Below are 26403 nucleotides of genomic sequence, written 5' to 3'. Positions count from 1 at the left end.
TCGTTCCGTGGGCGGAATCACGACTGTCGTGGTCGGGTCAGACGGCCGGTTTCGGCGGGGCGGTGATGACTTCGACGTTGTCGTTCAGCAGATAGGATAGTTCCGACAGGGCGACCGCGCGGTCCGCCGGGGTGGCGGCGGCCTGCACCGCCAGAACCTTGCGGGGCATGTCCTCGGAAATGCCGCGCAGGATGCATTTCAGGTCGCCGTCGGTGCCGCGCTCCTTGAGGATCAGGTGGCCCTGCATATCCAGCGCAGCCAGTTGGTCCGTTTGCGCTTTGAAGCCGGTGAAGGCCTGGCTGGTGAAGAAGGCGGCGTCGTCGGCGGACTTGGCGGCGGCCCAGCCGTCCACCACGGCCTTCAGGCTGGTCGAGCGCGAGATGATGTCGGCGAACAGCGGCTCGCCCGCCACAGAGATCGGCGCGCCGGGAACCGCCGCCGGCTGTTCGGCGGCCAGGGCGACGGCAGGATTGGACATCGCCAGGGCGATCGTGAGAGCAAGGCCGCAGGACATTGAGGTGACTTCCTGTTTCAGCGTCCGCTGGGACGTTGAACCTGAATACGCCCCAGCCGTAAACGAGTGTTTACCCTGTCATTCCCGATGGAGACGACGATGACCCGCGACGCCGCCTGGACCGCCTTCGACCAAGCCGCCGCCGAGGCCGCCTCTGCGCGGATCGTGGATCAGTTCGCCGCCGATCCCGACCGGTTGGGGCGGATGTCGGTCGAGGCGGCGGGGCTTTATGTCGATCTGTCCAAGCAGAGCTGGACCCGCGCGGCGTTCGAAGCCTGTCTGGACCTGGCGCGCGCCAGCGACGTCGAGGGGCGGCGCGCGGCCCTGTTCGCCGGAGAGGCCGTCAACCTGACCGAGGGGCGGGCCGTGCTTCACCCGGCGTTGCGCGCCGCGCCCGGCGCCGGCTTCAAGGCCCTGGGCGAGCCGGTCTCGGCCGAGGTGGATGCGGTGCGGGCGGACATGAGGGCCTATGCCGAGGCTGTGCGGTCGGGCGCCGAGGGGGGCGCGACGGGAAGAAGGTTCGAGGCCATCGTCCATGTCGGCATCGGCGGATCGGACCTGGGGCCGCGCGTGGTATGGGATGCGCTGCGTCCGCTGGACCCGGCCATCGACCTGCGGTTCGTGGCCAATATCGACCCGCGCGACATGGCCGAGGCCCTGACCGGCCTGGACCCCGAGACGACCCTGGTCGTGGTGGTGTCCAAGACCTTCACGACGCAAGAGACCCTGGCCAACGCCGAGGCGGCCAAGACCTGGCTGGCCGCTTCCCTGCCTTCTGAAGGCATGACGAAACACTTCATCGGGGTGACGGCGGCGCCGGATCGGGCGGCGGCCTTCGGCTGCGGCCGCACCTTCGCCTTCCGCGACTGGGTCGGAGGGCGCTATTCGCTGTGGTCGGCGGTCAGCCTGTCGTGCGCCATCGCCCTGGGCTGGGACGTGTTCGAACAGATGCTGGCCGGCGCCGCCGAGATGGACGATCATTTCGTCAAGGCGCCGCCGGAGCGGAACGCGCCGATCCTCCTGGCCCTGGCCCAGGTGTTCAACGTCGATGGGTTGAACCGCCCGGCGCGCACGGTCGCGCCCTATGCCCATGCGCTTCGCCGCCTGCCGTCCTTCCTGCAACAGCTGGAGATGGAATCGAACGGCAAGCGGGTGCACCGGGACGGAAGCCCCGTCACGCGCCAGACCTGCCCGGTGGTGTTCGGCGAACCCGGCACCAACGGTCAGCACGCCTTCTTCCAGCAGATCCATCAGGGGCCGGACGTCGTGCCGGCCGAGTTCGTGATCGTAGCCCGCACCCATGAGGACGCGCCGGAATCGCCGCTCTGGTCCAACGCCCTGGCGCAAGGGCAGGCCCTGATGCTGGGCAAGACGACCGAGGCGGCCAGGGCCGAAGGGCTGGCCCAGGGCTTGTCGGAGGAGGAGGCCGCGCGCCTGGCGCCCCACCGCACCTTCACCGGAAACCGCCCCTCGACGGCCATCGTCATGGACCGGCTGACGCCCGATACGCTGGGCGCCCTGCTGGCCCTCTATGAGCACAAGACCTTCGTCGAGGGCGTGATCTGGGACATCAACAGCTTCGACCAGTGGGGCGTCGAACTGGGCAAGGTGCTGGCCAAGGCCATCTTGAAGGACGTTGATGCGGGCGGTCCGTCCGCCGATCTGGACCCGTCCACGGCGGCCTTGATGACGCGTTTGATGGGCTGATGCGAAAAAGGCCCGACCGGGCGGTCGGGCCTTCAGCTCGATTTGACGATCGCTTACCAGCGACGGTCGTAGCGATAGTCGCGGCGGTCGTCCCGACGATAATCGCGACGGTCGTAACGCGAGTCGTAGCGGCGGCCGTCGTAGCGGTAGTCATAGCCCGAGCGGTTGCGGTCGATGCCGTGTTCACGCTCCCAGTGACCCTGGTTCCGGTAGCACTGGCCGCCGCGATAGTATTCGCAGCTGGAGCCTCGGTTCGAGGCCACAGCCCCCACCGCCGCGCCAGCCAGTGCGCCGCCCGCGATATAGTTGCCGTCGCCGTTGCCGTAGATGGCGCCGGCCAGGCCGCCCACCGCCGCGCCGATCAGGGCGTTGCGGCCGGTGTTGTCGCGATCCCGCGACTGGGCCGAGGCGGGAGCCGCCATCAGGGTCATGGCCACGACCGGGGCGGCGACGACGGCGGTGATCTTCAGCAGCTTGGACATTTTGGTCTCCTTTCGCTTGCCGATCTGCGTTCCGGGGCGGGAAGGCATCCAGCGTTGGATGGTTTGTACCGCTCCCAAATTGAACGACCCTGTAGGTCGGCATTCATTTTCGGTTCATTTGTCACAGACAATTCGCGCGACGAACGGGCGGCACCGCTTGACGGTCGCACCACCTCTGCCTAACTCCCGCTCGCGTTAGCACTCTCGCTGGTCGGCTGCCAAAACGGCGATGGCGAGAGCGCCGCAAACCGTTTCAGAACGCCCCGATCCGGGGGTTTTAAGGGAGAAGTCCGATGGCGTTCCGTCCGCTCGGCGACCGCGTGCTGGTCAAGCGCGTTGAAGAAGAATCCAAGACCAAGGGTGGGATCATCATCCCCGACACCGCCAAGGAAAAGCCGCAGGAAGGCGAAGTCGTCTCCGTCGGCCCCGGCGCCCGCGACGACAAGGGCGTGGTCAATGCTCTTGAGCTGAAGGCCGGCGACCGCATCCTGTTCGGCAAGTGGTCGGGCACGGAAGTGAAGATCGACGGCGAAGACCTGATCATCATGAAGGAATCCGACGTTCTGGGCGTGCTGTCCTAAGCACCCGCGTCGACGACCTTCTTCAATAAAATCTAGATAGGAGCAGCCCGCATGGCCGCTAAAATCGTACAGTTCAACACCGACGCCCGCGACAAGATGCTCAAGGGCGTCAACGTCCTGGCTAACGCCGTCAAGGTGACCCTGGGTCCCAAGGGCCGCAACGTCGTGATCCAGAAGTCCTTCGGCGCCCCGCGCTCGACCAAGGACGGCGTGTCGGTCGCCAAAGAGATCGAGCTGGAAGACGCCTTCGAGAACATGGGCGCCCAGATGATCCGCGAAGTCGCCTCGAAGACGAACGACAAGGCGGGCGACGGCACCACCACCGCAACCGTTCTGGCTCAAGCCATCGTGCAAGAGGGCCTGAAGGCCGTCGCCGCCGGCATGAACCCGATGGACCTGAAGCGCGGCATCGACAAGGCTGTCGGCCTGGTCCTGCAAGAGATCAAGGACAAGTCCAAGCCGGTCTCGAACAACTCGGAAATCGCGCAAGTCGGCACCATCTCGGCCAACGGCGATAGCGAAATCGGCGAGCTGATCGCCCAGGCCATGGCCAAGGTCGGCAACGAAGGCGTCATCACCGTCGAAGAAGCCAAGACCGCCGACACCACCGTCGACGTCGTCGAAGGCATGCAGTTCGACCGCGGCTACCTGTCGCCCTACTTCATCACCAACGCCGACAAGATGGAGGTTCAACTCGAAGAGCCGCTCATCCTGCTGTTCGAGAAGAAGCTGACCTCGCTGCAGGCCATGCTGCCGATCCTTGAAGCCGTGGTGCAGTCGGGCCGTCCGCTGCTGATCATCGCCGAGGACATCGAAGGCGAAGCCCTGGCGACCCTGGTCGTCAACAAGCTGCGCGGCGGCCTGCGCGTCGCCGCCGTCAAGGCTCCGGGCTTCGGCGACCGCCGCAAGGCCATGCTGGAAGACATCGCCATCCTGACGGGCGGCCAGGTCATCTCGGAAGACCTGGGCATCAAGCTGGAGAGCGTCACGCTCGACATGCTCGGCAAGGCCAAGAAGGTCTCGATCACCAAGGAAGACACCACCATCGTCGAAGGCGTTGGCGGCAAGGAAGAGATCGAAGCCCGCGTGGCCCAGATCAAGCGCCAGATCGAAGACACCACGTCCGACTACGACAAGGAAAAGCTGCAGGAACGTCTGGCCAAGCTGGCCGGCGGCGTCGCGGTTCTGCGCGTCGGCGGTTCGACCGAAGTCGAAGTCAAGGAAAAGAAGGATCGCGTCGACGACGCCCTGAACGCCACGCGCGCCGCGGCTGACGAAGGCATCGTTCCCGGCGGCGGCATCGCGCTGCTGAAGGCGTCGAAGATCCTGGCCGAGGTCAAGGGCGACAACGCCGACCAGAACGCCGGCATCGCCATCATCCGTCGCGCCCTGCAGGCTCCGATCCGTCAGATCTCGGAAAACGCGGGCGTCGAAGGTTCGATCGTCGTCGGCAAGGTGCTGGAGAACGATCAGGCGTCGTTCGGCTTCAACGCCCAGACCGAAGAATACGGCGACCTGGTGCAGATGGGCGTCATCGACCCGGCCAAGGTTGTCCGCACGGCTCTGCAAGACGCCGCTTCGGTCGCCGGCATTCTGATCACGACGGAAGCCGCTGTCGCCGACGCCCCCAAGAAGTCGGGCGGCGCTGCGGCTCCCGACATGGGCGGCATGGGCGGCATGGGCGGCATGGACTTCTAAGTCCGAGCTGACCACTGCTGAACTGCAGAAGGGCGGGGCCGCAAGGCTCCGCCCTTTTCTGTTTGCGCCCCTCTCTGTGAATGGGAGGGACACAACCATTGGATACATATTGTCACCCAGTGTGTCCCGGCCGCGCTTGCGGATTGGGGCGGCAATCGGGCAAGGCGTCTGGATATGGATCCGTCCCTGTCGAACGTCCTGTCTAGCGCCGAGGTGCAGGCCTTCGCCTCGGGCTTTCCGGTCATGGTGGTGCACCTGATCGTGACCCTGCTGCTGCTGGCGGCGGGGGCGTCGGTCTATGCGATGCTGACGCCGTGGAAGGAGGTGGCGCTGATCCGTCAGGGCAATACGGCGGCGGCCATCGCCTTTGCGGGCATATTGGTGGGCCTGGCCGTGCCGCTGGCGGTGTCGCTGGCGGTGTCGACCTCGGTGCGCGACATCGCCATCTGGGGCGTGGCGACGGTGGTGCTGCAGCTTCTGGCTTTCCGGGTCGTGGACCTGTTGCTGACCGGCCTGCCCGAACGGATCCGGCACGGAGAGATTTCGGCGGCGGTGGTGCTGCTGGGCGCCAAGCTGGCGACGGCGGTGATCCTGTCCGCCGCCCTGACCGGCTGATCGGCCGGCCGACGATCATGCAGTTTCCGCGCCTGCCGGACTGGGCCATCTACGGGGCGGTGGCGGCCGTCTTCCTGGCCGTGTCGCTGGGCCGGCGCGAGAACGCCGATGCCCCGCCCGCGCCCGCGGCGACGGACGTCGAGGAGGGACCGCTTCTGGGGCCGATCACGCCGTTCGACACGGCCGTGACCATCGAGGCGGGCGAGACGCCGTTCCAGCCGTCGTCCGGCACCGCCTTCTCCATCGCCGGGCGCGGACGCTGGATAACCGCGCGCCATGTGGTCGAGGGCTGTCGCAAGCCGGCGCTGGTGGTCGGGCCGGGGCGGGCGGTGGCGGCGGATGTGCGCCTGGCGCCGCGCGCGGACGTGGCGTTGCTGATCACCGACGGGGGACCGGCGGCCCTGCCCGTGGCGGTGCGCGATCCGCTGAGAAAGGGTCAGAGGGCCTTCCACCCCGGCTTTCCTCAGGGGCGGCCGGGCGAGGTGACGTCGCGCCTGCTGGGCCGCGAGACGCTGAAGGTGTTCGGGCGCGGCGCGCGCGAGGAGCCGGTGCTGGCCTGGGCCGAGGTGGGGCGCACCGATGGACTGGAGGGGACGCTGTCGGGCCTGTCGGGGGCGCCGGCGCTGGATTCCCAAGGGCGCGTCGTGGGGGTGACCATCGCCGAGGCGCCGCGTCGGGGCCGGATCTATACGACCGCGCCCGAAACCTTCGGTCGCGCCATCCGGGGCGAACAGACCCTGGCGGAGGCGGCGCGCGGACCGGCGGTGACGACCGAGGACTATGGTCAGGTGTCGAACGCCCTGCGGCGCGACCTGCGCGTGGCCCAGGTGGTTTGCCTGGCGGTATAGATGGTGAAATTGCACTCGGCGAAAACAGTGCAACGCCGTGCAATTCGGCCTTAGTCGTTGAGACTAAAGCTTAAAATGCCGGGTCGAAATTGCACCGTGCAATTCGGTCGCGTTTGAAAGGGAAAGTCGGTCTCGGAAAAAAACAGTCCAACGAGTCCAAGTCGGCGCATCGCGATGTCAAAGACCACGGGCCATCATAACCCCGTTTCGGACGGGGTATGGTCGAATGACGCTGCTGGCGGGCAAGCCTTTGAAAAGGCGAGGCGGCGGGGGGCGGATTGCGATGGTTGGCGAATAGACGGCGCCTCGCCCTCCCCGACAGGGGTAGGGGGCGAGTGAAGCGCGGTCGGGTGGGGAGGGCAGGTGGACGCCTCGCCGTCCTGTATTGCAACCGGGAAGGTGCGGCCTTGCCGGGCCGCCCCCGCCCGTTCGTTTTACGATCACCCTCCCCAAAGGGGGAGGGAGATCTGTTTGCTTCTGGCGCCCCTTACTTCAACGCGCCGGTGTTCAGGTTCAGGGCGCCGGCCTCGATGACTTCCAGGTTCGGGTGTTTGGCCCGCAGGGCGTCCAGGAATTTGGAGCCGTCGCCGACGATGACCAGGCTGGCGCGATTGGCCGGCAGGTGTTCGGCGAAGGCGGCCTGGACCTGATCCGGGGTGACGGCGCGAACCCGGCCGGCGTAGTCGGCCAGATCGCTCATCGGCAGGTCGTAGAGGGCCAGGTTGGCGACCAGGGTCCCCAGGCCGTCCACCGTCTCCAGCGAGCGGCCGAAGCCGCCGATCAGGGTGGCGCGGCGCGGGGCCAGGTCGGCCGGGGTCGGGGTCTCGGTTCCCAGCTTGGCGATTTCGGCCAGGATCAGGTCGGCGACCTCGTCGGCGGTCTCGTTCTTGGTCTGGGTCGAGGCGGTGAAGACGCCCGCATCGGCCCGCGCGCCCAGCGACGAGGAGGCGCCGTAGGACAGGCCGCGCTTGATGCGGATTTCCTGGTTCAGCCGCGACGAGAAGCCGCCGCCCAGCAGGCTGTTGCCCAGGGTCAGGGGGAAGAAGTCCGCATCGGTGCGGGCGACGCCGCGAACGGCGGCGACCACGGCGGCCTGGCCGGCGCCGGGCTGATCCACCACGACGATGCGCGGCGCAAGCGGCTGGCCGGCCGGATCGGCGGCGGCGGCCGGGGCGGCCCCGCTGGGGCGCCAGTCGCCGAACGCCTGCTGGGCCAGGGCGCGGGCGGCGTCAGGCGTGATGTCGCCCGAGAAGACCAGGGTCGCGTCCGACGGGCGATAGCGAGCCGCGTGGAAGGCGGCGACGTCGGCGGGCGTGATGGTCGGCACCGTCTGGGGCGTGCCCGATCCCGGCGCCCCATAGGGGGCGTCGCCATAGATGACGCGGCCCACGGTCATGCCGGCGATGGCGGCCGGCTGGCTGAGGGCGACGCGCAGGCCGTCCAGCGTCTGGGCCTGCTGGCGCTCCAGCTCTTCGCCGGCGAAGGCGGGGTTCTTCACCAGGTCGGCCATAAGGGCGACGGTCGCGGGGAAGGCGTTCGACGGCGCATTGGCGTAGACGTTCGAGAAGTCCACGCCGGCCGAGGCGCCGACAGCCGCGCCCAGCTGTTCGATCTGGGTGGCGATCTGGGGCGCCGTCTTGGTCTTGGTGCCCTGGGTCAGCAGGGAGGCGGTCAGGGCGGCGACCCCGGCCTTGCCCGCCGGGTCGTCGGACGACCCGGCCTTGAAGCCGAGGCGGGCCGAGACCAGCGGCAGGCCGTCGGTCGGGGCGACCAGGACGCGCAGGCCGTTGGACAGGCGGAAGTCGGCCACGGCCGGGGTGGTGGGCGCAACCTCGGGTCCCGGCTGGGGCAGGCGGGCGCGCTCGGCCTCGGGCAGCAGGACGGCGGGCTCGCCGGCGGGGGCCAGGTCGGCGACCTTGACCGGCGCATCCACGTTCATCTTCTGGACCGAGGCCGGGTTCTTGTCGTCGGCGGCCAGGAAGGTGATCGTCGACTGGCGTTGCGGCGTCAGATATTTGCGGGCGACGCGCTGGATGTCGGCGGCGGTGACGGCCTGGATCTGGGCCACCTCCTGGTCGGCGGCCTCGGCCGATCCGGTGTTGATCAGCGAGAAGCCCAGCGCTGTGGCGCGGTCGTCCACCGTTTCGCGGCTGCGCAGGGTGTTGGCGACGATCTCGTTCTTGGCCTCGGCCAGCTCCTCGGCGGTGACGGGGGCGTCCCGCAGCTTGGCGATTTCTTCGTTCAGGGCGGCGACGCCTTCCTCGGCCGTGTGGCCCTGGGCCATGATCGCCAGGGCCGACAGATTGCCGGCTTGCTGGGCGAAGTCGGGGGTGGAGCCGATCTGGGCCGCGATCTGCTTGTCATAGACCAGCGAGCGATAAAGACGGCTGGATTCGCCGGTCGAGAGCACGCCGTCCAGAACGGTCAGGGCCGCGCGGTCGGCGTCGGCGTATTTGACGGTCGGCCAGGCGATGACGGCGGCCGGCAGCGGCACGTTCGGCGCATAATAGGTCACGTTGCGCGGCGCGGTTGGCTCGGGCTCGACCACATGGTTGGCCGGGATCGGCGTGGTCGGGTTCTTCAGCGGGGTGAAATACTGGTCGACCCAGCGGTCCAGCTGGGCCTGGTCGAAGTTGCCCGCCACGATCAGATAGGCGTTGTCCGGCCGATAATAGGTGGCGTGGAAGCGGCGAACGTCGTCCAGCGACGAGGCCTCCAGCTCCTCGATCGAGCCTATGCCGGGACGGCGATAGGGGCTGTCCTGATAGATGGTCTCCGGCACGAACAGGCCGAACAGCCGGCCATAGGGATTGGCCAGGATGCGCTGGCGATATTCCTCCTTCACCACGTCGCGCTCGGCGACGAAGGTTGGTTCGTCCACGACCAGCGAGCCCATGCGCTCGGCCTCGGCGAATAGCATCCGCTCCAGATGGTTGGCGGGCACGGTCTCGAAATAGGCGGTGGTGTCGTCGGCGGTGAAGGCGTTGTTGGAGCCGCCCACGTCCTCGGTCAGCCGGTCGAAGGTCTCGGGCGGCAGGTTCTTGGTGGACTTGAACATCAGGTGTTCGAACAGGTGAGCGAAGCCCGAACGGCCAGCCGGATCGTCCTTGGAGCCGACCTTGTACCAGACCTGGACCGTCACGTTGGAGGTGTCGGCGTCGCGCGCCGTATAGACCTCTAGCCCATTGGGCAGCACGCGCTTGGTGAAGCCCAGCGGGGGCACGGTCACGCCCTGCGGCGCCTGCATCGTCGCTGGGGCGAGGGCGGGGGCGGTCTCGGCCAAGGCGGGGGCTGCGAGGCCGAGAAGGAGGGCCGAGGCGGCGGCCCCGGCTTTGAGCGTGGCGGTCAGGCGGAATTTCATGGGGGGCTCCGAAGCCCGGAACGCCGGGCGCGCCGACCCTACCAGCGATTGGCCGTCTTGCACCTTACTGAGATGTAATGAAGCAGCCTGCCCGATCAGTCGGGGAAGACCCGCACGCCGATCTCGCCGGCGGGGGTCAGCCAGGCGTGCTTCATGCCCTGGCTGTTGAAGGGGGCGGCGATGTTTCCAGCGGCGTCCAGGGCGATCATGCCGCCGTCGCCGCCCATGCCGCCGATCTGGTCGATCACGGCCTGGGTCGCGTCGGCCAGGGTCTGGCCGGCGGCGACGCGCCAGGCCGCCTGGGCGGCGGCGGCGACGCGGATGAAATACTCGCCCTGGCCCGTGCAGGAGGCGGCGGCCCGGTCGTCAGCCCAGGTTCCGGCGGCGGGGATCGGCGTGTCGCCCACGCGGCCCGGCATCTTCCCGAAGACGCCAGCGGTGGAGGTGGCGGCGGCGAGACGGCCCTGGCTGTCCAGCACGCAGGCGCCGACCGTGCCGTGGCTGAGGGTTCCGGGCGGATGATTGTCCTCGCCCTTGCCGGCGCCGGTGAACCAGCCGGCCTCGTCGGCGATCATCTCCAGCCCCTGCTCGTGGGCGAACAGGGCCGCCCCTTCGCCCGCCAGCATGACGTGAGGGGTCTTGTCCATCACCGCGCGGGCGGCGACGACCGGGTTGCGGAAGCCCTGAAGCGCGGCGACCGATCCGGCGCGGCGCGTCGATCCGTCCATGATGCTGGCGTCCAGCTCATAGGCCCCGGCCAGGTTGGGCGAGGCGCCCTTGCCGGCGACATAGAGGCCCGAATCCTCCAGCATGACCACGGCGGCCGTGGCGACGTCCAGGGCGCTGTCGCCCGCGTCCAGCCGGACCTTCATGGCCTCGACCACTTCGCGCATATGCACGACCTCGGCGTCGTAGTTGCGTTCGCGCCGGGCGCCGGCGCCGCCGTGGAGGATGAGGGCGGTCATGGGGGCTTTCTGATCCTGCTTTCGTCGCCTCTTTCAATCGGGCGTGGCGCTGTTTAGCGTCGCGATGAAGGCCGCGCCATGTCGGCCAAGGAGGAAAGATGCGCGCTGTTCTGTCCAAGACGCCTGGCGGTCCCGAAACCCTGGTCGTGGAGGAGGTGCTGGATCCCACGCCCAAGCCCGGCGAGGTCGTCATCGAGGTCAAGGCGGTGGGGATCAACTTCCCGGACACCCTGATCATCGCGGACAAATACCAGTTCCGGCCCGAACGCCCCTTCTCGCCGGGCGGCGAGGTGGCGGGCGTGATCGAGGCGGTGGGCGAGGGCGTCAAGGGCGTGCGCAAGGGCGACCGCGTCATCGCCGTGCCGGGCTGGGGCGGCCTGGTCGAACGGCTGGCGGTGCGGGCCGGGACGGTCGTCCCCATCCCCGAGGCCATGAGCTTCGAAGAGGCGGCGGCCCTGATCATGACCTATGGCACCAGCTATTACGCGCTGAAGGACCGGGCGCAGCTGAAGGCCGGCGAGACGCTTCTGGTGCTGGGCGCGGCCGGGGGCGTGGGCGCCGCCGCCGTGGAACTGGGCAAGGCGATGGGCGCGCGGGTTGTCGCGGCGGCCTCGACCAACGACAAGGTGCAGTTCGCCCTGGACCTGGGGGCCGACAACGGCCTGATCTATCCGTCGGGACCGATGGACAAGGCGGCGCAGAAGGAGTTGTCGGGCGAGTTCAAGCTGGCCGCCGGCCGCGACGGGGCCGACGTGGTCTATGACGCGGTGGGGGGCGACTACGCCGATCCGGCGCTCAGGGCCATGGACTGGAACGGGCGCTATCTGGTGGTCGGCTTCCCGGCGGGCATTCCGTCCCTGCCGCTGAACCTGACGCTGCTGAAGTCAGTGTCGGTGATCGGGGTCTTCTGGGGCGCGGCCGTCGCGCGCGATCCCAAGGGCCACGCCGCCAACATGGCCGAACTGATGCAGATGTACGCCGATGGCAAGATCAAGCCGCACGTGTCCAAGACCTATCCGCTGGAAAAGGCCGGCGAGGCGATCCAGGCGCTCGGCGACCGCAAGGCCATGGGCAAGATCGTGGTGACGGTGGAGAGCTGACAGGCGACTTCCACCCGTTGTCGCCATCCCGGTATGGATGCTGGCCACAAGGGCGAGGATGACCGCCGGCGTTTCAGACCGCCTATTTCGCCTTCAACCGCTGCAGGGCGTCTTCGGCCTGGTCGCGGTGGCGGCGTTTGATGTTGGCGCCCAGGGTGGCGATGATGGCGGCGATCACCGCAGCGTCGTCCGTATAGCCGATGCCGGCGAAGACATCGGGAATGGCGTCGATGGGCATGACGAAATAGGCCAGGCCGGCGAAGATCATGCCCTTGGCGGGCAGGGGGGTCTCGGGATCGCGCGCCGCATACCAGGCGGCCAGGGCCTGGTCCGCGAAGGGGATGCGGGCGGCCGTGCGCCGGATCTTGGGCCAGAAGCCGCGCGTCACACGCATTTCGTTGACCTTCACGACGGACGGGACCAGCGCCTTGTTCGGGTCGATGGCGTCGGCGGGATCGGCGGGTTTGGCTTTGGCGGTCATGGCCGCTAAATCCTCAAACGAAACTCAGGTTCAACCTAATATAGGAACGATCAGGATGAAACTCGACAGCAGCATCGCCGCGGTGGTCACGGGCGGGGCCTCTGGACTTGGCGAGGGCACGGCCCGCGCCATCGCCGCCACCGGCGCCAAGGTCGCCCTGTTCGACCTGAACGAAGAGCGTGGCGAGGAGGTCGCCAAGGAAATCGGCGGCGTCTTCTGCAAGGTGGACGTGACCGACGACGCCTCGGTCGCGGCCGCCTTCGAAAAGGCGCGCGCCGCCCACGGCCAGGAGCGTCTGACCGTCAACTGCGCCGGCATCGCCACCGGCCAGAAGACCGTGTCGCGCAAGAAGGACACCGGCGAGATCCGCGCTCACGACATGGCGGCGTTCGAGCGCACGGTTCGCGTCAATCTGTTCGGCACCTTCCGCGTCCTGTCGCAGTCGGCGGCGGGCATGGTCACGCTGGAGCCGATGACGGACGGGGAGCGCGGCCTGATCGTCAACACCGCCTCGGTGGCGGCTCAGGACGGCCAGATCGGCCAGGCGGCCTATTCGGCGTCCAAGGGCGGGGTGTACGCCATGACCCTGCCGGTCGCGCGCGACCTGGCCCAGGAAGGGGTGCGCTGCAACACCATCCTGCCCGGCATCATGTGGACGCCGATGATGGCTGGCATGGACCAGAAGGTTCAGGACAGCCTGGCCGCCGCCATCCCCTTCCCCAGCCGCCTGGGCACGCCGGCCGACTATGCGTCTCTGGTGCTGGAGCTGGCCCGCAACGTCTATATCAACGGCGAATGCATCCGCCTGGACGGGGCCATCCGACTGGCGCCGCGCTGAGGCGCAGGGGGCGAGCGCAGGGGCTGGTCGTTTTTTGCAAATTCACTCTTGCAGGACCGATCAACCCTCCGCTATACGCCCCCTCCTCGACGGGGCGCACACGTAGCGCCTTACGGATTGCGGGCGTAGCTCAGGGGTAGAGCACAACCTTGCCAAGGTTGGGGTCGAGAGTTCGAATCTCTTCGCCCGCTCCAGTCGAGATTGCCAAGGCAATCAATAGGTTATGGCAGGGCGATCCCAACGGGATCGCCCACCCTATTTTTTACGCCGCTACCACACCGCTACCAAAAATCTTTTGCTGGCGAGCGCTCGCCTGTCCATTGGCATGGCGCATTGCGGTGAAGGCCCCTGAAATCTGCTGAAAACACCGAACTAATTTTTGCGGAGATCGACCCGCGAGCAGGTCACGGGAAAATAGTGCCTTGGAATGTTGTTGCCCGCAGCTTCTTGCCTCGTATCCGTCAACCGCCGCCTTTGACTCTCTGAAGGATCCCGCGGGGTTTGGCGACGGTCAGGGTGTCGCGGTCTCGGCGCGGTCCCGAGCGATTGCTGTTCACCGTCCTGTAGTGACCTTAATAGGACCGGCCCGGTCTATCGCTCGTCCGCACGTCGGACTTCGCGGACGTCTGGCCGGCGTCGGCCGCCTGTCTGACCAAGGACCTGTGATGACCTTCACCCGCCTGCGCTCGCTGCCGGACCCGGATCATCTGCCGGCTCTGGACGCGGCCTATCTGTCCGCCGATCCCGCCCGTGGACTGGGCCCGACCGAGCCGGCGCCGCGTATCCTTCTCCTGTACGGATCGCTGCGCGAGCGGTCGTATTCGCGGTTCTGCGTCGAGGAAGCGGCCCGCCTGCTGCAGCAAATGGGATGCGAGACCCGCATCTTCGACCCCACCGACCTGCCCCTGCCGGGCGCGCCCGGCGACGACGACCACCCGGCGGTGCGCGAGTTGCGCGAACACGCCTTGTGGTCGGAGGGCATGGTCTGGTGCAGCCCGGAGCGGCACGGCCAGGTCTCCGGACTGATGAAGCTGCAGATCGATCACCTGCCGTTGAGCCTGGGCGGCATGCGCCCGACCCAGGGCCGGACGCTCGCCGTCATGCAGGTGTCGGGCGGGTCCCAGAGCTTCAACGCCGTCAACACTCTGCGCCTTCTGGGCCGCTGGATGCGGATGGTCACCATCCCCAACCAGTCGAGCGTGGCCAAGGCCTTCCAGGAATTCGACGAGGCCGGCCGGATGAAACCCTCGGCCTACTATGAGCGGATTGTCGATGTGATGGAGGAACTGGTGCGCTTCACCATCCTGGTCCGGCCCCACGCCGTTCAGCTCGTGGACCGCTATTCGGAGCGCAAGGCGGCCGGAGTTTTGGTGGATGCCGCGTCCGACCTCTCGGCCATTGCTATCGCACGCCAGGCCTGAGGCTGCGTTTTTGGCGGTAACGCGCCAGAACTGGCTAATTGCGATCCTCCCTGTCGAGGCAGGGTCTTCAGTGGAGCCGCACGGCGCAGAGCCTCGCCGGCGCCATGGGGAGGCGCTTATCCTCGATCGACCAGAGAATAGCTTGTGCTGCGTCCCCCGCCGTCATCCTTCACGAGGATGCCCCGGTCCACCAGATCTTTGATGTCGCGCAAGGCCGTGTCGGGCGAGGACTTCGTCAGCGCCGCCCATTTGGTCGAGGTGAGCTTGCCTTCGAAGCCGTCGAGCAGCCGGTTGATGACCGTGCTCTGGCGCTCGCTCAACGTCTGACCTGCGAGCGCCTCCCAGAAGCGCGCCTTGCGCATCACATGGGTCAGGGTGGTTTCCGCGCCGTCGAATGCGCGATCGAGGCAGCCGAGGAACCAGTCCAGCCAGAGGGTCACGTCCAGCGCGCCTTTCTGGGTCGTCTCCAGGGTCGCGTAGTAGTCCTTGCGCTCCAGCCGGATCTGGGCGGACATGCTGTAGAACCGCTGGGCGCTTTTCTCGGAACGGGCGAGCGCCATGTCGGCGATCGCCCGGGCGATCCGGCCGTTCCCGTCGTCGAACGGGTGGATGGTCACGAACCACAGGTGGGCGATCGCGGCCTTGAGGACCGGATCCGTCCGCGGCTCGTCAGTGAACCAGTCGAGGAACGCGCGCATCTCGTCCTGCAGACGGGCGGCGGGCGGCGCTTCATAGTGCACGCGCTCTCGTCCGAAGGGGCCCGAGACGACCTGCATCGGGCCGGAGCTCTCGTTGCGCCAGGCGCCGACGACGATCTTCGTCATGCCGCTGCGTCCGGTCGGAAACAGGGCGGCGTGCCAGCCGAACAGCCGTTCCTCGGTGAGCGGAGACGCAAAGTTCTGGGTCGCGTCGAGCATCATTTCGACGACGCCTTCGACGTTGCGATCCGCGGGGGCGAGGGCCCCGATATCCATGCCGAGGCGGCGGGCGATGGAGGATCGCACCTGATCCTTGTCGAGCAGCTCGCCTTCGATTTCGCTGGATTTCAGGACATCTTCGGTAAGGGTCTCGAGGACGGCTTCAGCGCGGAGGTCGAAGCCGAGCGTGTGCATCCGGCCAAGCAGAAGGCCTTGGCGATGACGGACGGCTGGGAGGCGATCGGCAAGCGCGTCAGCGCGCCATTCCAGACGCGGCCAGCCTTCGATCTCATGGATGTATTGCGCCATTCCCCGCACTCCTTGCGGGGAATATGGGCGTTATGCGCCGCAGGAGCAAGGCTGTTCTCCGCGTGAAGTGCGGAGAATAGGACGCCTAATCTCCGCACCAAGGGAGGCCTCGCACACTATAGGCGGCCCCCGCACCCTGGGTATCCGCGGACTGCGCGGCTATCGGCGCCCAAGGAGCTCCGAAACCCGCGGGCCGCAGTTGGGCCTCAGGCGGAGACGCCCGCTCAAGAGGCTGGGCGCGCGCCCTTCGGCGCCGCATGCCGGGAGAAGCCGACCACGAGGATAGCAATCGTCAGAAGCTGAACGGCGACGCCCTCGACCGTCGGATAAAGACCGAGGATCTCGATGCGGGGGATCCACTCCAGCGGATGGACATCGAGCCAGCCCGCCTCCTGCAGCGCAGCCACGCCCTTGCCGACGAGGACGACCGACAGGATGGCCATGAGGATCGAGCTCAGCGAGAAGAACCGGCCGATCGGGAGGCGCATGCTGTAGGCCAGCAAGGCCCAGGCCACCACGGCCAGGATGGCCACCGCCGTCAGGGCGCCGGCCAGCATGCCGAGATGGCCGCCCTGGCTCCAGATCGCCGCATAGAAGAGGATGGTCTCGAACACCTCGCGATAGACGACGATGAAGGCCAGCAGGAACAGGAACCAGGCCGACCGCTTCGACAGCGCGTGGGAGAGCTTGTCGCGGATATAGGTCTGCCAGGCGTCGGCGTGCGACTTCCCATGCATCCAGATGCCGACCGAGACGAGCACCACGGCCGCCAGGAGCGAGCCGAATCCTTCGGTGAGCTCCCGGCTGGCGCCGCTGATGGAGATGAAGAAGGTCGCGGCCGCCCAGGTGGCGCCGCCGGCGACCAGCGCGGCCACCCAGCCGCCGTGGACGTAGCGCAGCACCTCGGGCCGTTCGGCCTTCCTCAGGAAGGCGATCATCGCCACCACGATGAGGATGGCTTCCAGCCCTTCGCGCAGCAGGATGGTGAAAGCGCCGAGGAAGCTGGCGAGATTGTCCGCCTCCTGGGGCGCGAGGGCGCGTTCGGCCGTGTCCAGCAGGGCGTTCGCGCGGGCGACCCGGTCCGCGACCTCCTGGGTCGGCGCGCGCCTGCTGATCGAGATGCGCAGGTCGGTCATGGCCGTCTCGACCCGCCGCAGCAAGGCGCCGTCACGAGCGCCGAGCGCCGGCTCCACCGGTTCGACGCCGTCGAGATAGGCCGAGAGGGCGAGGTCGGTCGCGGCCTTGCGGTCGCCCCGGCGATAGGCGGCCTCGCTTTCGGCCAGTCGCGTCCGGGCCAGGGTCAGGGTCGATCCCTCGGCGCGAACCGTCGCCTCGGGATGGCGACGCAGGTGAGCGATGACCGCCCGCGCCTTCGTCTCGCCGATCCTTGTCGCCAGCTCCGCCGGGGTGGCCTGGGTGAGGGCGGCCAGGTCAGGGAACGCGGCGCGGATCGCCGCGTCGCTCTCCCAGAGGCGTCGACCTTCGGCGGCTTCGGCGTCGGTGAAGGCGAACCGGCCCACGTAGAAGGCCAAGGCCCAGCGATCCTCGGCCGGCAGATGGGCGAAGCTGGCCATGGCCGTGCCCTCGAGCCCCTGATCGATCACCTGGTAGAGGCCGAACACGCTGCGCTGACGGGCGCGCTCCACATCCGCGAAGGCGATCGCAGGCGGGTCGAGCCCCTCGGCGCCCGGGCCGTCGGCGCGTCCGGTCACGCCATGGCAGACCGAGCATTGCTCGGCATAGAGGGTCGCGCCGCGGGCCAGATCAGGCGGGAACGAAGGCGCGAGCGGGCTCGGATAGGCCGCCAGCACCGCGCCGGCCAGCGCCTTGGCCCGGGCCCCGACGACCCCCGGGTCGGCCTTGTCGAGGATGGCCGCCTGCAGGGCCTCCGCGTCACGGATCAGGCCGGCCTTGGCCGGGTTCGGCGGCAGGGCGTCCAGGCGGGTCCGGATCTGGCCGCCGAACTCGATCATCTCGCCGTATTCGGCCGGATTGGTCACCTGACCATTGGCAACCGCGCCGGCATAGTCGACCGCCACATAGTCGAGCAGTCGCCAGGCGACCTGGGCCTCGGAGGCGGACGGCGCCTGGGCCAGGGCGGGTGCGGACAGCCCCATCGCAAGCATCAGGGCGAAAAGGCGGAGCAGAGGGCGCATGGGAGACCTAGTTGTGAGCGGCTCGCAATAGCATTCAGGCGACGGCACTGTCGCGCTTTATTCGCGACGCGGCCGGGCTCGCAGGCGGCGACGGCTCCCCGTCCGCCGAGACGCCACGGCGCTGCGTGGCCAGCCCGGGCAGCTACGCGGCGCGGCGCTCGTTACAGGTGGATCGTGCGGTCGGCCACAGCCAGGCATGCCTCGCGCAAGGCTTCCGGAAGCGTCGGATGCGCATGGCTCGTCCGCGCCACGTCCTCGGCCGCCGCGCCGAATTGCATGACGGCGACCGCTTCATGGATCAGACTGCCGGCGTCCGGCCCCAGGATGTGCACGCCGAGAATCTTGTCCGTCCTGGCGTCCGCCAACACCTTGACCAACCCGTTCTTCTCCAACCGCGCCTTGGCCATGGCGTTTGCCGAGAACGGAAAGCGCCCGACGCGATAGGCCACGCCGGCCGCCTTGAGGTCGTCCTCGGTGCGCCCGACTGAGGCCAGTTCCGGCCAGGTATAGACGACCGCCGGAATCGTTCCGTAGTCCACATGGCCCGCGCCCCCCGCCAGGCGTTCGGCCAGGGCGATCCCTTCCTCCTCCGCCTTGTGGGCCAGCATGGCGCCGCCGATGACGTCGCCGATGGCGTAGACCCCGTCGGCGCTGGTCCGGAACCCTTCGTCCACCGGAATAAAGCCCCTGCGGTCGGGCGCAATGCCGACCGTTTCCAGATCGAGCCTGGCGGTTGCGGGCCGTCGGCCGATGGAGACCAGCACGACATCGGCCTTGATGGTTCCTCGCGCGCCATCGCCCATGGGCTCGACGTCGAGGACGACGTCGTCGCCCTCCATCCGCGATCCGACCACCTTATGCCCAAGGCAGAACTGGAAGCCCTGGGCCTCGAGCACCTTGTGCAGCGCCGCCGACATCTCCGAGTCGACGCCGGAGGCGATCCGGTCGAGCACCTCGATGACCGTGACCTCGCTGCCGAGCCGACGCCAGACCGACCCCAGCTCCAGTCCGACGTAGCCGCCGCCGATCACCGCCAGATGGCGCGGCGCCGCCGTCAGGCTCAGGGCGCCGGCGGAGGTGACGATTCGCCGCTCGTCGATGGGCAGGTCGGGCAAGGTCGCCGCTTCCGATCCGCTGGCGATGACCACCGCCTTGCTGGCCTGCACCTCGAAAGCGCCGTCCGCGGCGCGCACCTCCACCCGGTCGCGCGCCAGCAGCCGCCCGCGGCCCTGGAAGCGGGCGACCTTGTGCTTGCGCAGGAGGTAGGCGACCCCTTCGCCAAGCTCGGTCACCACCTTGCCCTTGTGCCGCATGACACCGTCAAGATCGGCCCGCACATTGTCTACCATGACGCCGAACGCTTCGAGATTGCGCGCCATCTCCAGCCGCTCGGTGGCCTGGAGCAGCGCCTTGGACGGAATGCACCCGATGTTCAGGCAGGTCCCCCCGAGCAGTTCGCGGTCGTCGATGACCGCCACCGACAGGCCGAGCTGGCTCGCCCGGATCGCACACGGGTATCCGCCCGGCCCGCCGCCGATGATCACCAGGTCGTAGGAGGTCGTCGAACGGCTCATGGCGTCAGCCTTTGCTGCGAGTGGATGGGAGAGAAGGGCCCCGGCCAGCCCGAGGAAGCGGCATCAGGCGCCCCCCTCATTGAGGGCCGCGTCGCGCGTCTCCATTCGGAACCCGCTTCCGGGGAGGGCCGGCAGGCGGCGGAAGTCGATCTCCAGATCCTGATCCGGCAGCCGGTAGTTCAGGTCGGCGAGCAGGCCGACGGCGCGCTCCATCAGCTCCACGACGATCCCTTCGCCAGGGCAACGGTGACCGGTCGCCGCATCCCCACCGCCCTGGGGGATGAGACCGAACGGATCTCCGGAGCCGTCGCTGAACCGCTCCGGCCGGAACGCCTCGGGATCAGTCCAGTGTGCGGGATCGTGATTGGAGCCATAGAGGTCGAGGACCACCTGACGGCCCTCCGGGAAGACCAGGTCGCGCCAGCGAAACGGCGCGCGCACACGCCCGATCACTGCCGGGAAGAACGGATAGAAGCGTCGGACTTCCTGGACGAAGGCGCGGCGACGTCCGGCGTCGGCGTCGGCCAGACGGGCCGCATCCGGGTGAGCCTGCATCGCGTGCGCCACAAACACGATGTAGACCGAGGTCGCGACAGTCGGCCGCAATACATTGGCCAGTTCGACCGCCGCCGTGTGGATCGGCAACGGTTCGCCGTCCGCGGCGCGGGTCCAGGCCCAGGCGTGGGCGGCCGTGTCCGGATCCGGCGACAGACGGCCGGCGCGAATGTCTTCAATGATCGAGCCCAGCCAGGCGTCGACGCGGCGACGCGCGTGCCTCGACCACAGATGCCGGGGGCCCCGCGATCCCGCCGCGTCGAACAGCGCCCTCAGGTGACGGACCCGTTTCGCCTCTTCGTGCGGCTCGAGCGGCACGCCGGCCCAGGCGCAGACGGCCCGCGTTAGCACCGGCTGCAAGGCGTCATACAGCACGATGTCGTCCTCGCCGGCCCATTCGACGGCCGCGCGCCGCCACTCCGCTTCGAACAGTTCGCCCAGTCGCGCGACACGGGCTGGCGACATCAGGGACATGAACACGCCCTTGCGGGCGCGGTGGGCCTCGCCGTCCAGCCCCTGGACGCCGCCCTCGCCGAGCAGCGTGCGGCGGACCGGCGCCGGCATGGCGCCCGCCCGCACGATGCGGGTCTCGTCATAGAAGATCCGCGCCGCCTCGCGGCCTCTCAGACAGGTCGTCTCCTTCAGCGCCAGGCGGGTCTCGACGACGTCGGCGCCGGCCTGCTCGAACAGGTGGGAAAGGCGCCGATAAGGGTCTGTCAGCAGGGCCAGGGTCTGGTCGCCGTGTCGCGAGGTCGGCCGATGCGTCATCGAAATCCTCCAGAAGGACGGGCGGTCCGCGACGGGAGCCGCCAATCGCCTCCAAACGTCGCGGTGGGCTAATGGCTCCGGGGTCTTTGCGCCTTCCGGATCTTCCACAGGGTCAAAGCGGCGCGGATGGATCGTGCAACGCCTCGATCACCTTGCAGGCGGAGACCCGGCCCCCGGCGCATTCCGTCGTCATCCGCGACAGTTCGCGCTGGAGGGCGCGGAGCCGGGCGATCTTCTGTTTCACATCGGCGAGATGACGTTCGGCCAGGGTGCTGGCCTCGGCGCAGGGCCGATCGGGGTGATCCGACAGATCAAGCAAGGAGCGGATCGAATCCAGATCGAAGCCCAGCTGGCGGGCATGCCGGATGAATGACAGGCGGCGCTCCGCCGCGTCGTCATACATGCGCCGGTCGCTGGCGGTGCGCGGCGGCGGCGGAAGCAAGCCGATTTCTTCATAGAAGCGGATGGTCGGAACCTTGACGCCCGTGGCGGCGGCCAGTTTGCCGATGGGGCGCAACCCGGACGAGGCGGGAGAGGGGAGGGGCATCGCGTCAGCTCGTAACGGCGGGTGAAAGGCATCTGGGGCGGGGAGGGATCATCGGCCCAGCCCCATCAGGACGACGGCGATGCCGAAGGCGGCAATCGTGGAGGCGCCGGTGAGCGCCATGCCGAAGGCCGGGGCCGCCGCGCCCTGCGCGTAACCCAGGGCGAAGAAACCCCGACCAACCAGATAAAGAGGGACCAACACCGGCAGCAGGATCATCTCCTCGCCGCGCAGCACGGTGGCGAGCACCAGGTGGGCGCTCACCGCCAGAACGGTCTGTTCAAGCGAGTTCTGTAGCACGGCGGCGGGTAGGGCGAGCCTGGCGCCGGGCGCCGCATCGGCGGACCCGGCCGGTCGGCGTCGGACCGGAACCGGATGCTGGCCACCACCCTCAAACACCCCGCGAGCCACAGGAAGACCGGGAGATTCGCCTGCAGGGCATAGGCCAGCCTATCGGCCGTCGCCATGTCGCGCGCCGCGCCGAGAAGGGGCGGGGAAAGCCGCAGCCAGGCGGAGGCCGCCGCTGAGGCGGTGATGAGAATCGCCGGCGCCGAGCGGACGGCGATCGCCCTCTGTTCGGCGGGAAGCCTCATCGCGCCGCCCGTCCCAGGGTCGAGGACGCCGCGCGGCTGTCCGAGCCCCGGACGGTGAGGAGGAGCAGCGCGACGCCGCAGACAATGGCCGCATCGGCGAGGTTGAAGGTCGGCCAGTGCGCCGCCCCCCAATGAAGATCGATAAAATCGGTGACCGCGCCAAAGCGTAGCCGGTCGACGAGGTTCCCGATCGCTCCACCGGCGATGAGGCCTGCGGCGGCCGCCGTCACGGCGCTGCGCGTGCGCCAGATCCACGCCAGCAGGGCGCCGATGATCAGGGAGGCCACGGCGCTCAGCGCCCAGCGGCCGACGGCGCCTGAGCCGGCGAACAGGCCGAAGGTGACGCCGGGGTTGAACCCGAGACGCAGCGCGAGAAACGGCGTGAGGTTGATCGGAGCGTCCAGCTGAGCGCGCGCCGCGGCCTTGGCGGCCTGATCCACGACGGCGATCAGCGCCGCGAGCGCGAAGGCGATCGTCTGCAGGCGGCCGGGAACGCGTCGCGTCGGGTGCATGGTGATCATGAAGCCTCCAATGGATTTCAACTGATTTTGGGCCCTCTAGTTACTAGAGGATCAAGCTGGTTTTATCTGACAGGCGTTTCTTTCATGGAAGCCATGCATTCTCGGCATGATCGTCTAGCCATTGGGAGATGCATGCTTCTCGCGAAAGGGTAATCCGATGACTGAACCCCCTCTCGTCCTGTGCACTTCCTCGCCCGGCTGCAGTTGCGGCGTGGCCTCCAGGTTCGACAGCGCCACCCCGCCTACCGGCGCATCATGATCGCGGTGATCGCCGTCAACTGCGCCGCCTTTATGGCCATAGCCAGCGGCGTGTCCCTGCAAGGCTCGGCGCCCCCTGGGCGCCAATGTGCTCAACTTCCTGGCCGACGCGCCACCTACGGCATCAGCCTGGCCGTGATCGGACGTTCGGTCGCCGTGCAGTCCGGGGCGGCCAATGGCCAAGGCGCCAGCCTCGTTGCGTTGGTGCTGTTATTCCTCAGCTACGCGATCTCGCGAGCCACCTCCGGGGCGCCGTCCCGTGGCATCACCGGACTGGGCCCTCTGGGCTTCTTCGCCAACGCCCTGGCCGGCTTACTGCTGGTAAGCCACTGCGCAGGCGACGCCAACGTCCGCTCGCTCTGGCTATGCGCGCGCAACGACCTTACCCAGAGCCTGGCGTCGCGGCGACCGGCGGAGCGGTCTGGCTGACCGGTTCACGATGGCCCGACCTGATAGCGGGAGCGCTACTCAGGTGAAGATTGCGCATTCTGCAATCTCGATCCACCTGCAGACGCAGCGAAAGAATCGGACGCGATCAGCGTGCGCTCGCTTAAAGATCGCTCGACTTTGCTGAATAGGTCGAGATGGCCGACGACGCGCCACTCTCGGCCTTGCATGTCGACTTTCCCTCTCCCTCACCGCGGATTGGTGGTCACTCGAAACAGTCGCAGCCCCCGAACACTGTAACAGATTGCTTGATCGCCCGAATGAAAGTATCCACCACGCGATGGCGTGGCCAATTGCGACATGGGCAAGACTGATACTGGCGGTGACCCTGGTCTCCGCCGTGTTTTTCGTCGCCCCGATCGCTGACGCCGCGACCTGCGTCCCGGAGACGGCATCGGCTCACGCCATGGTCGTTGAAGATGCGGGCGATGGCGACCAGGTCGACCTTGGCGCTGGGCACGGAGTCTGCACCCACGGCCACTGCCACCACAACGGAACTGCCCGTGCGGATGTCGCCGACCACATCGCGATGCAGATCCACGCGCGGCCTGTTCACGCCTTCCCCTCGAGTGATTTTCCGTCGTCGATCTCTCCCGACGGCCTGAAGCGCCCTCCCAGAGTCTGACCGGACGTCTGCGCCGCCGTGCGCGCGAACTCGTGTCAAATTTCTGGAAGATGAATCATGCCTCCCTCATATCGCAGGCCGCCGCGTTTCGCGGTCGGCTGCGCGTTGGCCGCATTCGCGGCCGTGCTGGCCAGTCCCGCTTGGGCTGACCCCGCGCCGTCCTTCGCCGAGCTGCTCGCCCAGCTGGGTCAAACCCCGGCCACCCTTGAAGCCGGCGCCCTGTCGGACGCCGCCGAAGCACGTGTCCGCCAGGCCCGTGCGAGGCCTAATCCGACGATCGCTCTCGACGCCGAGAACGCTTTCGGCACGGGGCCCTTCTCGGGCTACGCCAATGCCGAAACCACCTTGTCGATCAGCCAGGACCTCGAGCTGTGGGGACGTCGGACCGCGCGGGTCAATGTCGCCCGCGCGGAAGCCGGAACCGCGGCGCTGCAGCGGGATCTCGCCATCATCGACGCCGCCGGAAGGCTCGCTCAGGTCTATGCCGATGCGGAAGCCGCCCAAAGGCGGGCTGCTCTCGCGGAGGAAAGCCTCACCCTGACCATCGCCGATGCGAGGGCCGCCCTTGTTCTTGTCGAGGAAGGCCGTGAGCCGCTGCTGCGCGGCATCCAGGGGGAAAGCGAAGCGGCTGCGGCGCGTGCCTCTCGCGATGAAGCCGTCGCGGAGCGCGACGCGGCCTTCGCGCGGCTGACCGCAGTCGCCATGTTGGCGGCTCCGGTCACGACGATCGACACCAGCCTGCTGGACCTCGCGCCTGCCGCGACCTTCGCGGCCCCGGCGGAGGCGCCGGCCGTTCGCGTCGCCGAGGCTCAGCGCGCGGCCGCCGAACGCCGGATCGACGTCGAGCGGATCCGCTCGCGTCCTGACATCAACGCCAGCGTCGGTGTCCGTCGCTACGAGATGGAGGACGCGACGGCGCTGACTTTCGGCGTCAGCATGCCGCTGCCCCTGTTCGACCGCAACCGCGGGAACATCGACGCGGCGCAGGCCGACTTCCGGGCTGCGGATGCGCGGCTCCTGGGCGCCCGCCAGGAGGCCCAGGCCGATCGCGCCGCGGCGCGGGCGCGCCTCGCGGCCTCTGTGAGCCGGGTCTCCGCCGCCGATGCAGGGGTGGCGTCTGCCGAGGAGGCCTACCGTCTGTCGCGGATCGGATCCGAAGCGGGGCGCATCTCCCAACTCGAGCTGCGGGTCACCCGTGCAGCCCTGATCTCTGCCCGAACTTCGGCCGTCGATGCGCGCCTTGCACGCGTCCAGGCCGAGATTGAACTTGCGCGCCAGGACGGCCGCGCCCCCTTCCAAGGAGCCCAATGATGCGCAAGCGCACATCCAACAAGACGTTGCTGATCGGCGGCGCCGCCGCCGTCGTTCTGCTTGGCGGAGGCGGGCTGTTCCTGCTCACGCGCGGGCCGGACGCCGCTCCAGCCGCCGCCGAGGGTGAGGCGGGTCACGCTGAAGAAGAGGGCGCCCATGCCGAGGGCGAAGCCGGCCACGAAGGCGAGGCCGAAGCGCCGGAAGGCTTCGTCGCTCTGAGCGCGGCCCAGGCCCAGGCCGCCAACCTGATCGTGGTCGGCGTCGGTCGGGGAGGGGGCGCCGAAACCCGGCTCTCCGGGCGGGTCGAGCCCATGGTCGACGCGCGCGCCGCTGTGGCGGCGTCCGTCGGCGGGCGGGTCGAGCGGGTTCTCGTAGCTCCGGGCCAGTCGGTCCGGATCGGTCAGCCCCTGGCGAGCGTCGTCAGCGGTGAAGCGGCGACGTTCCGCGCGGACGCAGACGCGGCGGCCGCCGAAACTGAAGTGGCGCGCCAGGCTTATCAACGCAACCGCAATCTGGCGGACCAGGGCGTTGTCGCCCGACAGGAGGTCGAGGCGTCCCGCGCGCAACTGCTCAGCGCCGAAGCCGGCGCCCGCGCGGCTCGCGCGCGGTCCAGCGCGGCGGGCTCGCCCAACGCTTCGGGCCGCCTCAGCGTCACCAGCCCCATCACCGGAGTCGTGACCAGCGTCCAGGTCGGACCGGGCGGCTTCGTCGCCCCTGGCGGCGTTGTCGCCGAGGTCACCAACCCGGCCAGGGTTGAGCTCGTCTTCAACGCGCCGCCTGCTTTGGCCGCCAATGTAAGGGCCGGGGCGCCTCTGCGGGTCAGCAGCCCCAGCGGCGACTTCGACGCCATCGTCACCGGCGTGGCCGCAGGCGCGGGCGGCGAAAGCGGCGCCACGGTCATTCGGGCCCGGCCGACGGGCTCTGTCCTCCCGCCGGCCGGTTCCGCCGTCACGGGGGCGATCGTGACGGGCGAGACGACGGGCGGTCTCACCGTGCCGACCGAGTCCGTCCAGACCGTCGACGGCAACACCGTCGTCTTCGTTCAGGTCCCGAACGGCTTCCAGGCCCGTCCGGTGCTCGCCGGTCGTCAGGCCGGGGGGCGGACTGAAATCCTGCGTGGCCTCACCGGGGCTGAACGGGTCGCCGGCACGAACGCCTTCCTCCTCAAAGCCGAGCTCGCCAAGGGCGAGGCCGAGCACGGTCACTAGGGGCGC

The 26403-nt window shown here is 68.5% G+C and carries 24 protein-coding genes and 1 tRNA gene; 12 read left to right on the top strand and 13 right to left on the bottom strand.

Annotation, left to right across the window (positions count from 1 at the left end; translation table 11 throughout):
* Nucleotides 1-37: 37 nt before the first annotated feature.
* Nucleotides 38-514: a hypothetical protein gene (locus ACYX4P_RS01735; protein WP_248120114.1), complete on the bottom strand. Its 477-nt coding sequence runs from the start codon at nt 512-514 to the stop codon at nt 38-40.
* A 99-nt stretch (nt 515-613) separates the two neighbouring features.
* Between ACYX4P_RS01735 and pgi the strand changes: the two genes are divergently transcribed.
* Nucleotides 614-2221 carry a glucose-6-phosphate isomerase gene (pgi, locus tag ACYX4P_RS01730; protein WP_248120116.1) on the top strand — a complete coding sequence of 536 codons (1608 nt, stop codon included), beginning with the start codon at nt 614-616 and terminating at the stop codon, nt 2219-2221.
* Nucleotides 2222-2274: 53 nt separating this feature from the next.
* Here the strand turns inward: pgi and ACYX4P_RS01725 are convergent, their stop codons facing one another.
* Nucleotides 2275-2703, bottom strand: coding sequence for a hypothetical protein (locus tag ACYX4P_RS01725; protein ID WP_248120118.1), 429 nt, complete (start codon nt 2701-2703; stop codon nt 2275-2277).
* A 293-nt stretch (nt 2704-2996) separates the two neighbouring features.
* On the opposite strand from ACYX4P_RS01725, the gene ACYX4P_RS01720 reads away from it, so the two are divergent.
* From ACYX4P_RS01720 to ACYX4P_RS01705, 4 genes are all read left to right on the top strand, one after another.
* Nucleotides 2997-3284 (top strand): co-chaperone GroES, encoded by a 288-nt coding sequence (locus ACYX4P_RS01720; protein ID WP_122466564.1) that lies wholly within the window; start codon nt 2997-2999, stop codon nt 3282-3284.
* Nucleotides 3285-3335: 51 nt separating this feature from the next.
* Nucleotides 3336-4982 (top strand): chaperonin GroEL, encoded by a 1647-nt coding sequence (gene groL, locus ACYX4P_RS01715; RefSeq protein ID WP_248120126.1) that lies wholly within the window; start codon nt 3336-3338, stop codon nt 4980-4982.
* Nucleotides 4983-5156: 174 nt separating this feature from the next.
* Nucleotides 5157-5597: a DUF350 domain-containing protein gene (locus tag ACYX4P_RS01710; RefSeq protein WP_248120128.1), complete on the top strand. Its 441-nt coding sequence runs from the start codon at nt 5157-5159 to the stop codon at nt 5595-5597.
* Between the two features lie 17 nt (nt 5598-5614).
* Nucleotides 5615-6445 carry a S1 family peptidase gene (locus ACYX4P_RS01705; RefSeq protein ID WP_248120130.1) on the top strand — a complete coding sequence of 277 codons (831 nt, stop codon included), beginning with the start codon at nt 5615-5617 and terminating at the stop codon, nt 6443-6445.
* Between the two features lie 487 nt (nt 6446-6932).
* Here the strand turns inward: ACYX4P_RS01705 and ACYX4P_RS01700 are convergent, their stop codons facing one another.
* Both ACYX4P_RS01700 and ACYX4P_RS01695 read right to left on the bottom strand, forming a co-directional pair.
* Nucleotides 6933-9806, bottom strand: coding sequence for a M16 family metallopeptidase (locus tag ACYX4P_RS01700; RefSeq protein ID WP_248120132.1), 2874 nt, complete (start codon nt 9804-9806; stop codon nt 6933-6935).
* Nucleotides 9807-9901: 95 nt separating this feature from the next.
* The gene (locus tag ACYX4P_RS01695; protein ID WP_248120134.1) at nt 9902-10771 is read right to left on the bottom strand and encodes an isoaspartyl peptidase/L-asparaginase family protein; all 870 of its coding nucleotides are present in this window, start codon (nt 10769-10771) and stop codon (nt 9902-9904) included.
* A gap of 98 nt (nt 10772-10869) precedes the next feature.
* On the opposite strand from ACYX4P_RS01695, the gene ACYX4P_RS01690 reads away from it, so the two are divergent.
* A complete protein-coding gene (locus ACYX4P_RS01690; RefSeq protein WP_248120136.1) occupies nt 10870-11871 on the top strand; it encodes an NADPH:quinone oxidoreductase family protein in 1002 nt (333 codons plus the stop codon).
* Nucleotides 11872-11953: 82 nt separating this feature from the next.
* On the opposite strand, the gene ACYX4P_RS01685 is transcribed toward ACYX4P_RS01690, so the two are convergent.
* Nucleotides 11954-12352 (bottom strand): YkvA family protein, encoded by a 399-nt coding sequence (locus ACYX4P_RS01685; protein ID WP_248120138.1) that lies wholly within the window; start codon nt 12350-12352, stop codon nt 11954-11956.
* Between the two features lie 55 nt (nt 12353-12407).
* Here ACYX4P_RS01685 and ACYX4P_RS01680 point away from each other — a divergent pair, with 55 nt between their 5' ends.
* The 3 genes from ACYX4P_RS01680 to arsH all read left to right on the top strand — a co-directional run bounded on the left by ACYX4P_RS01680 (nt 12408) and on the right by arsH (nt 14611).
* Nucleotides 12408-13190 (top strand): SDR family NAD(P)-dependent oxidoreductase, encoded by a 783-nt coding sequence (locus tag ACYX4P_RS01680; protein WP_248120139.1) that lies wholly within the window; start codon nt 12408-12410, stop codon nt 13188-13190.
* A gap of 119 nt (nt 13191-13309) precedes the next feature.
* A tRNA-Gly gene (locus ACYX4P_RS01675) sits at nt 13310-13384 on the top strand.
* A gap of 471 nt (nt 13385-13855) precedes the next feature.
* The gene (arsH, locus tag ACYX4P_RS01670; protein ID WP_035307546.1) at nt 13856-14611 is read left to right on the top strand and encodes an arsenical resistance protein ArsH; all 756 of its coding nucleotides are present in this window, start codon (nt 13856-13858) and stop codon (nt 14609-14611) included.
* A gap of 116 nt (nt 14612-14727) precedes the next feature.
* Here the strand turns inward: arsH and ACYX4P_RS01665 are convergent, their stop codons facing one another.
* The 7 genes from ACYX4P_RS01665 to lspA form a co-directional block, all read right to left on the bottom strand.
* Entirely contained in the window at nt 14728-15837 is a 1110-nt protein-coding gene (locus ACYX4P_RS01665) for a Fic family protein (protein WP_035307547.1), read from the bottom strand.
* Between the two features lie 224 nt (nt 15838-16061).
* On the bottom strand, nt 16062-17993 hold the full coding sequence (locus ACYX4P_RS01660) for a cytochrome c/FTR1 family iron permease (protein ID WP_088582524.1): 1932 nt from the start codon (nt 17991-17993) through the stop codon (nt 16062-16064).
* Between the two features lie 161 nt (nt 17994-18154).
* A complete protein-coding gene (gene lpdA / locus ACYX4P_RS01655) occupies nt 18155-19567 on the bottom strand; it encodes a dihydrolipoyl dehydrogenase (protein WP_088582523.1) in 1413 nt (470 codons plus the stop codon).
* 63 nt (nt 19568-19630) lie between these two features.
* Nucleotides 19631-20890: a cytochrome P450 gene (locus tag ACYX4P_RS01650; protein ID WP_008261169.1), complete on the bottom strand. Its 1260-nt coding sequence runs from the start codon at nt 20888-20890 to the stop codon at nt 19631-19633.
* A 112-nt stretch (nt 20891-21002) separates the two neighbouring features.
* Nucleotides 21003-21437 (bottom strand): MerR family transcriptional regulator, encoded by a 435-nt coding sequence (locus tag ACYX4P_RS01645; RefSeq protein WP_040349346.1) that lies wholly within the window; start codon nt 21435-21437, stop codon nt 21003-21005.
* A 48-nt stretch (nt 21438-21485) separates the two neighbouring features.
* Nucleotides 21486-21833 (bottom strand): MAPEG family protein, encoded by a 348-nt coding sequence (locus ACYX4P_RS01640; protein ID WP_153923203.1) that lies wholly within the window; start codon nt 21831-21833, stop codon nt 21486-21488.
* Between the two features lie 190 nt (nt 21834-22023).
* The gene (lspA, locus tag ACYX4P_RS01635) at nt 22024-22548 is read right to left on the bottom strand and encodes a signal peptidase II (RefSeq protein ID WP_008258720.1); all 525 of its coding nucleotides are present in this window, start codon (nt 22546-22548) and stop codon (nt 22024-22026) included.
* 255 nt (nt 22549-22803) lie between these two features.
* Between lspA and ACYX4P_RS01630 the strand changes: the two genes are divergently transcribed.
* The gene (locus ACYX4P_RS01630; protein WP_008262257.1) at nt 22804-23235 is read left to right on the top strand and encodes a hypothetical protein; all 432 of its coding nucleotides are present in this window, start codon (nt 22804-22806) and stop codon (nt 23233-23235) included.
* Between the two features lie 223 nt (nt 23236-23458).
* Here ACYX4P_RS01630 and ACYX4P_RS01625 read toward each other — a convergent pair whose 3' ends face one another.
* A complete protein-coding gene (locus ACYX4P_RS01625) occupies nt 23459-23794 on the bottom strand; it encodes a hypothetical protein (RefSeq protein ID WP_156796407.1) in 336 nt (111 codons plus the stop codon).
* 189 nt (nt 23795-23983) lie between these two features.
* Here ACYX4P_RS01625 and ACYX4P_RS01620 point away from each other — a divergent pair, with 189 nt between their 5' ends.
* Nucleotides 23984-25189 (top strand): TolC family protein, encoded by a 1206-nt coding sequence (locus tag ACYX4P_RS01620; protein WP_258522572.1) that lies wholly within the window; start codon nt 23984-23986, stop codon nt 25187-25189.
* The gene (locus ACYX4P_RS01615) at nt 25189-26397 is read left to right on the top strand and encodes an efflux RND transporter periplasmic adaptor subunit (RefSeq protein WP_040349349.1); all 1209 of its coding nucleotides are present in this window, start codon (nt 25189-25191) and stop codon (nt 26395-26397) included. The genes ACYX4P_RS01620 and ACYX4P_RS01615 overlap by 1 nt, the downstream gene beginning before the upstream one ends.
* Nucleotides 26398-26403 lie beyond the last annotated feature (6 nt).

Source organism: Brevundimonas sp. ABV4_179, assembly GCF_056311945.1.
This window is presented reverse-complemented; position numbering and strand designations above follow the sequence as displayed.

Bases quoted from the DNA above. Each gene is read 5' to 3' on its own strand.
- ACYX4P_RS01660 (WP_088582524.1), bottom strand. From the start codon at position 17,993: ATGCGCCCTCTGCTCCGCCTTTTCGCCCTGATGCTTGCGATGGGGCTG.
- ACYX4P_RS01685 (WP_248120138.1), bottom strand. From the start codon at position 12,352: ATGACCGCCAAAGCCAAACCCGCCGATCCCGCCGACGCCATCGACCCG.
- ACYX4P_RS01615 (WP_040349349.1), top strand. From the start codon at position 25,189: ATGCGCAAGCGCACATCCAACAAGACGTTGCTGATCGGCGGCGCCGCC.
- arsH (WP_035307546.1), top strand. From the start codon at position 13,856: ATGACCTTCACCCGCCTGCGCTCGCTGCCGGACCCGGATCATCTGCCG.
- ACYX4P_RS01665 (WP_035307547.1), bottom strand. From the start codon at position 15,837: ATGGCGCAATACATCCATGAGATCGAAGGCTGGCCGCGTCTGGAATGG.
- ACYX4P_RS01720 (WP_122466564.1), top strand. From the start codon at position 2,997: ATGGCGTTCCGTCCGCTCGGCGACCGCGTGCTGGTCAAGCGCGTTGAA.
- groL (WP_248120126.1), top strand. From the start codon at position 3,336: ATGGCCGCTAAAATCGTACAGTTCAACACCGACGCCCGCGACAAGATG.
- ACYX4P_RS01695 (WP_248120134.1), bottom strand. From the start codon at position 10,771: ATGACCGCCCTCATCCTCCACGGCGGCGCCGGCGCCCGGCGCGAACGC.
- ACYX4P_RS01725 (WP_248120118.1), bottom strand. From the start codon at position 2,703: ATGTCCAAGCTGCTGAAGATCACCGCCGTCGTCGCCGCCCCGGTCGTG.
- pgi (WP_248120116.1), top strand. From the start codon at position 614: ATGACCCGCGACGCCGCCTGGACCGCCTTCGACCAAGCCGCCGCCGAG.
- ACYX4P_RS01710 (WP_248120128.1), top strand. From the start codon at position 5,157: ATGGATCCGTCCCTGTCGAACGTCCTGTCTAGCGCCGAGGTGCAGGCC.
- ACYX4P_RS01705 (WP_248120130.1), top strand. From the start codon at position 5,615: ATGCAGTTTCCGCGCCTGCCGGACTGGGCCATCTACGGGGCGGTGGCG.
- ACYX4P_RS01690 (WP_248120136.1), top strand. From the start codon at position 10,870: ATGCGCGCTGTTCTGTCCAAGACGCCTGGCGGTCCCGAAACCCTGGTC.
- ACYX4P_RS01735 (WP_248120114.1), bottom strand. From the start codon at position 514: ATGTCCTGCGGCCTTGCTCTCACGATCGCCCTGGCGATGTCCAATCCT.
- ACYX4P_RS01645 (WP_040349346.1), bottom strand. From the start codon at position 21,437: ATGCCCCTCCCCTCTCCCGCCTCGTCCGGGTTGCGCCCCATCGGCAAA.
- ACYX4P_RS01630 (WP_008262257.1), top strand. From the start codon at position 22,804: ATGATCGCGGTGATCGCCGTCAACTGCGCCGCCTTTATGGCCATAGCC.
- lspA (WP_008258720.1), bottom strand. From the start codon at position 22,548: ATGATCACCATGCACCCGACGCGACGCGTTCCCGGCCGCCTGCAGACG.
- ACYX4P_RS01700 (WP_248120132.1), bottom strand. From the start codon at position 9,806: ATGAAATTCCGCCTGACCGCCACGCTCAAAGCCGGGGCCGCCGCCTCG.
- ACYX4P_RS01680 (WP_248120139.1), top strand. From the start codon at position 12,408: ATGAAACTCGACAGCAGCATCGCCGCGGTGGTCACGGGCGGGGCCTCT.
- lpdA (WP_088582523.1), bottom strand. From the start codon at position 19,567: ATGAGCCGTTCGACGACCTCCTACGACCTGGTGATCATCGGCGGCGGG.
- ACYX4P_RS01650 (WP_008261169.1), bottom strand. From the start codon at position 20,890: ATGACGCATCGGCCGACCTCGCGACACGGCGACCAGACCCTGGCCCTG.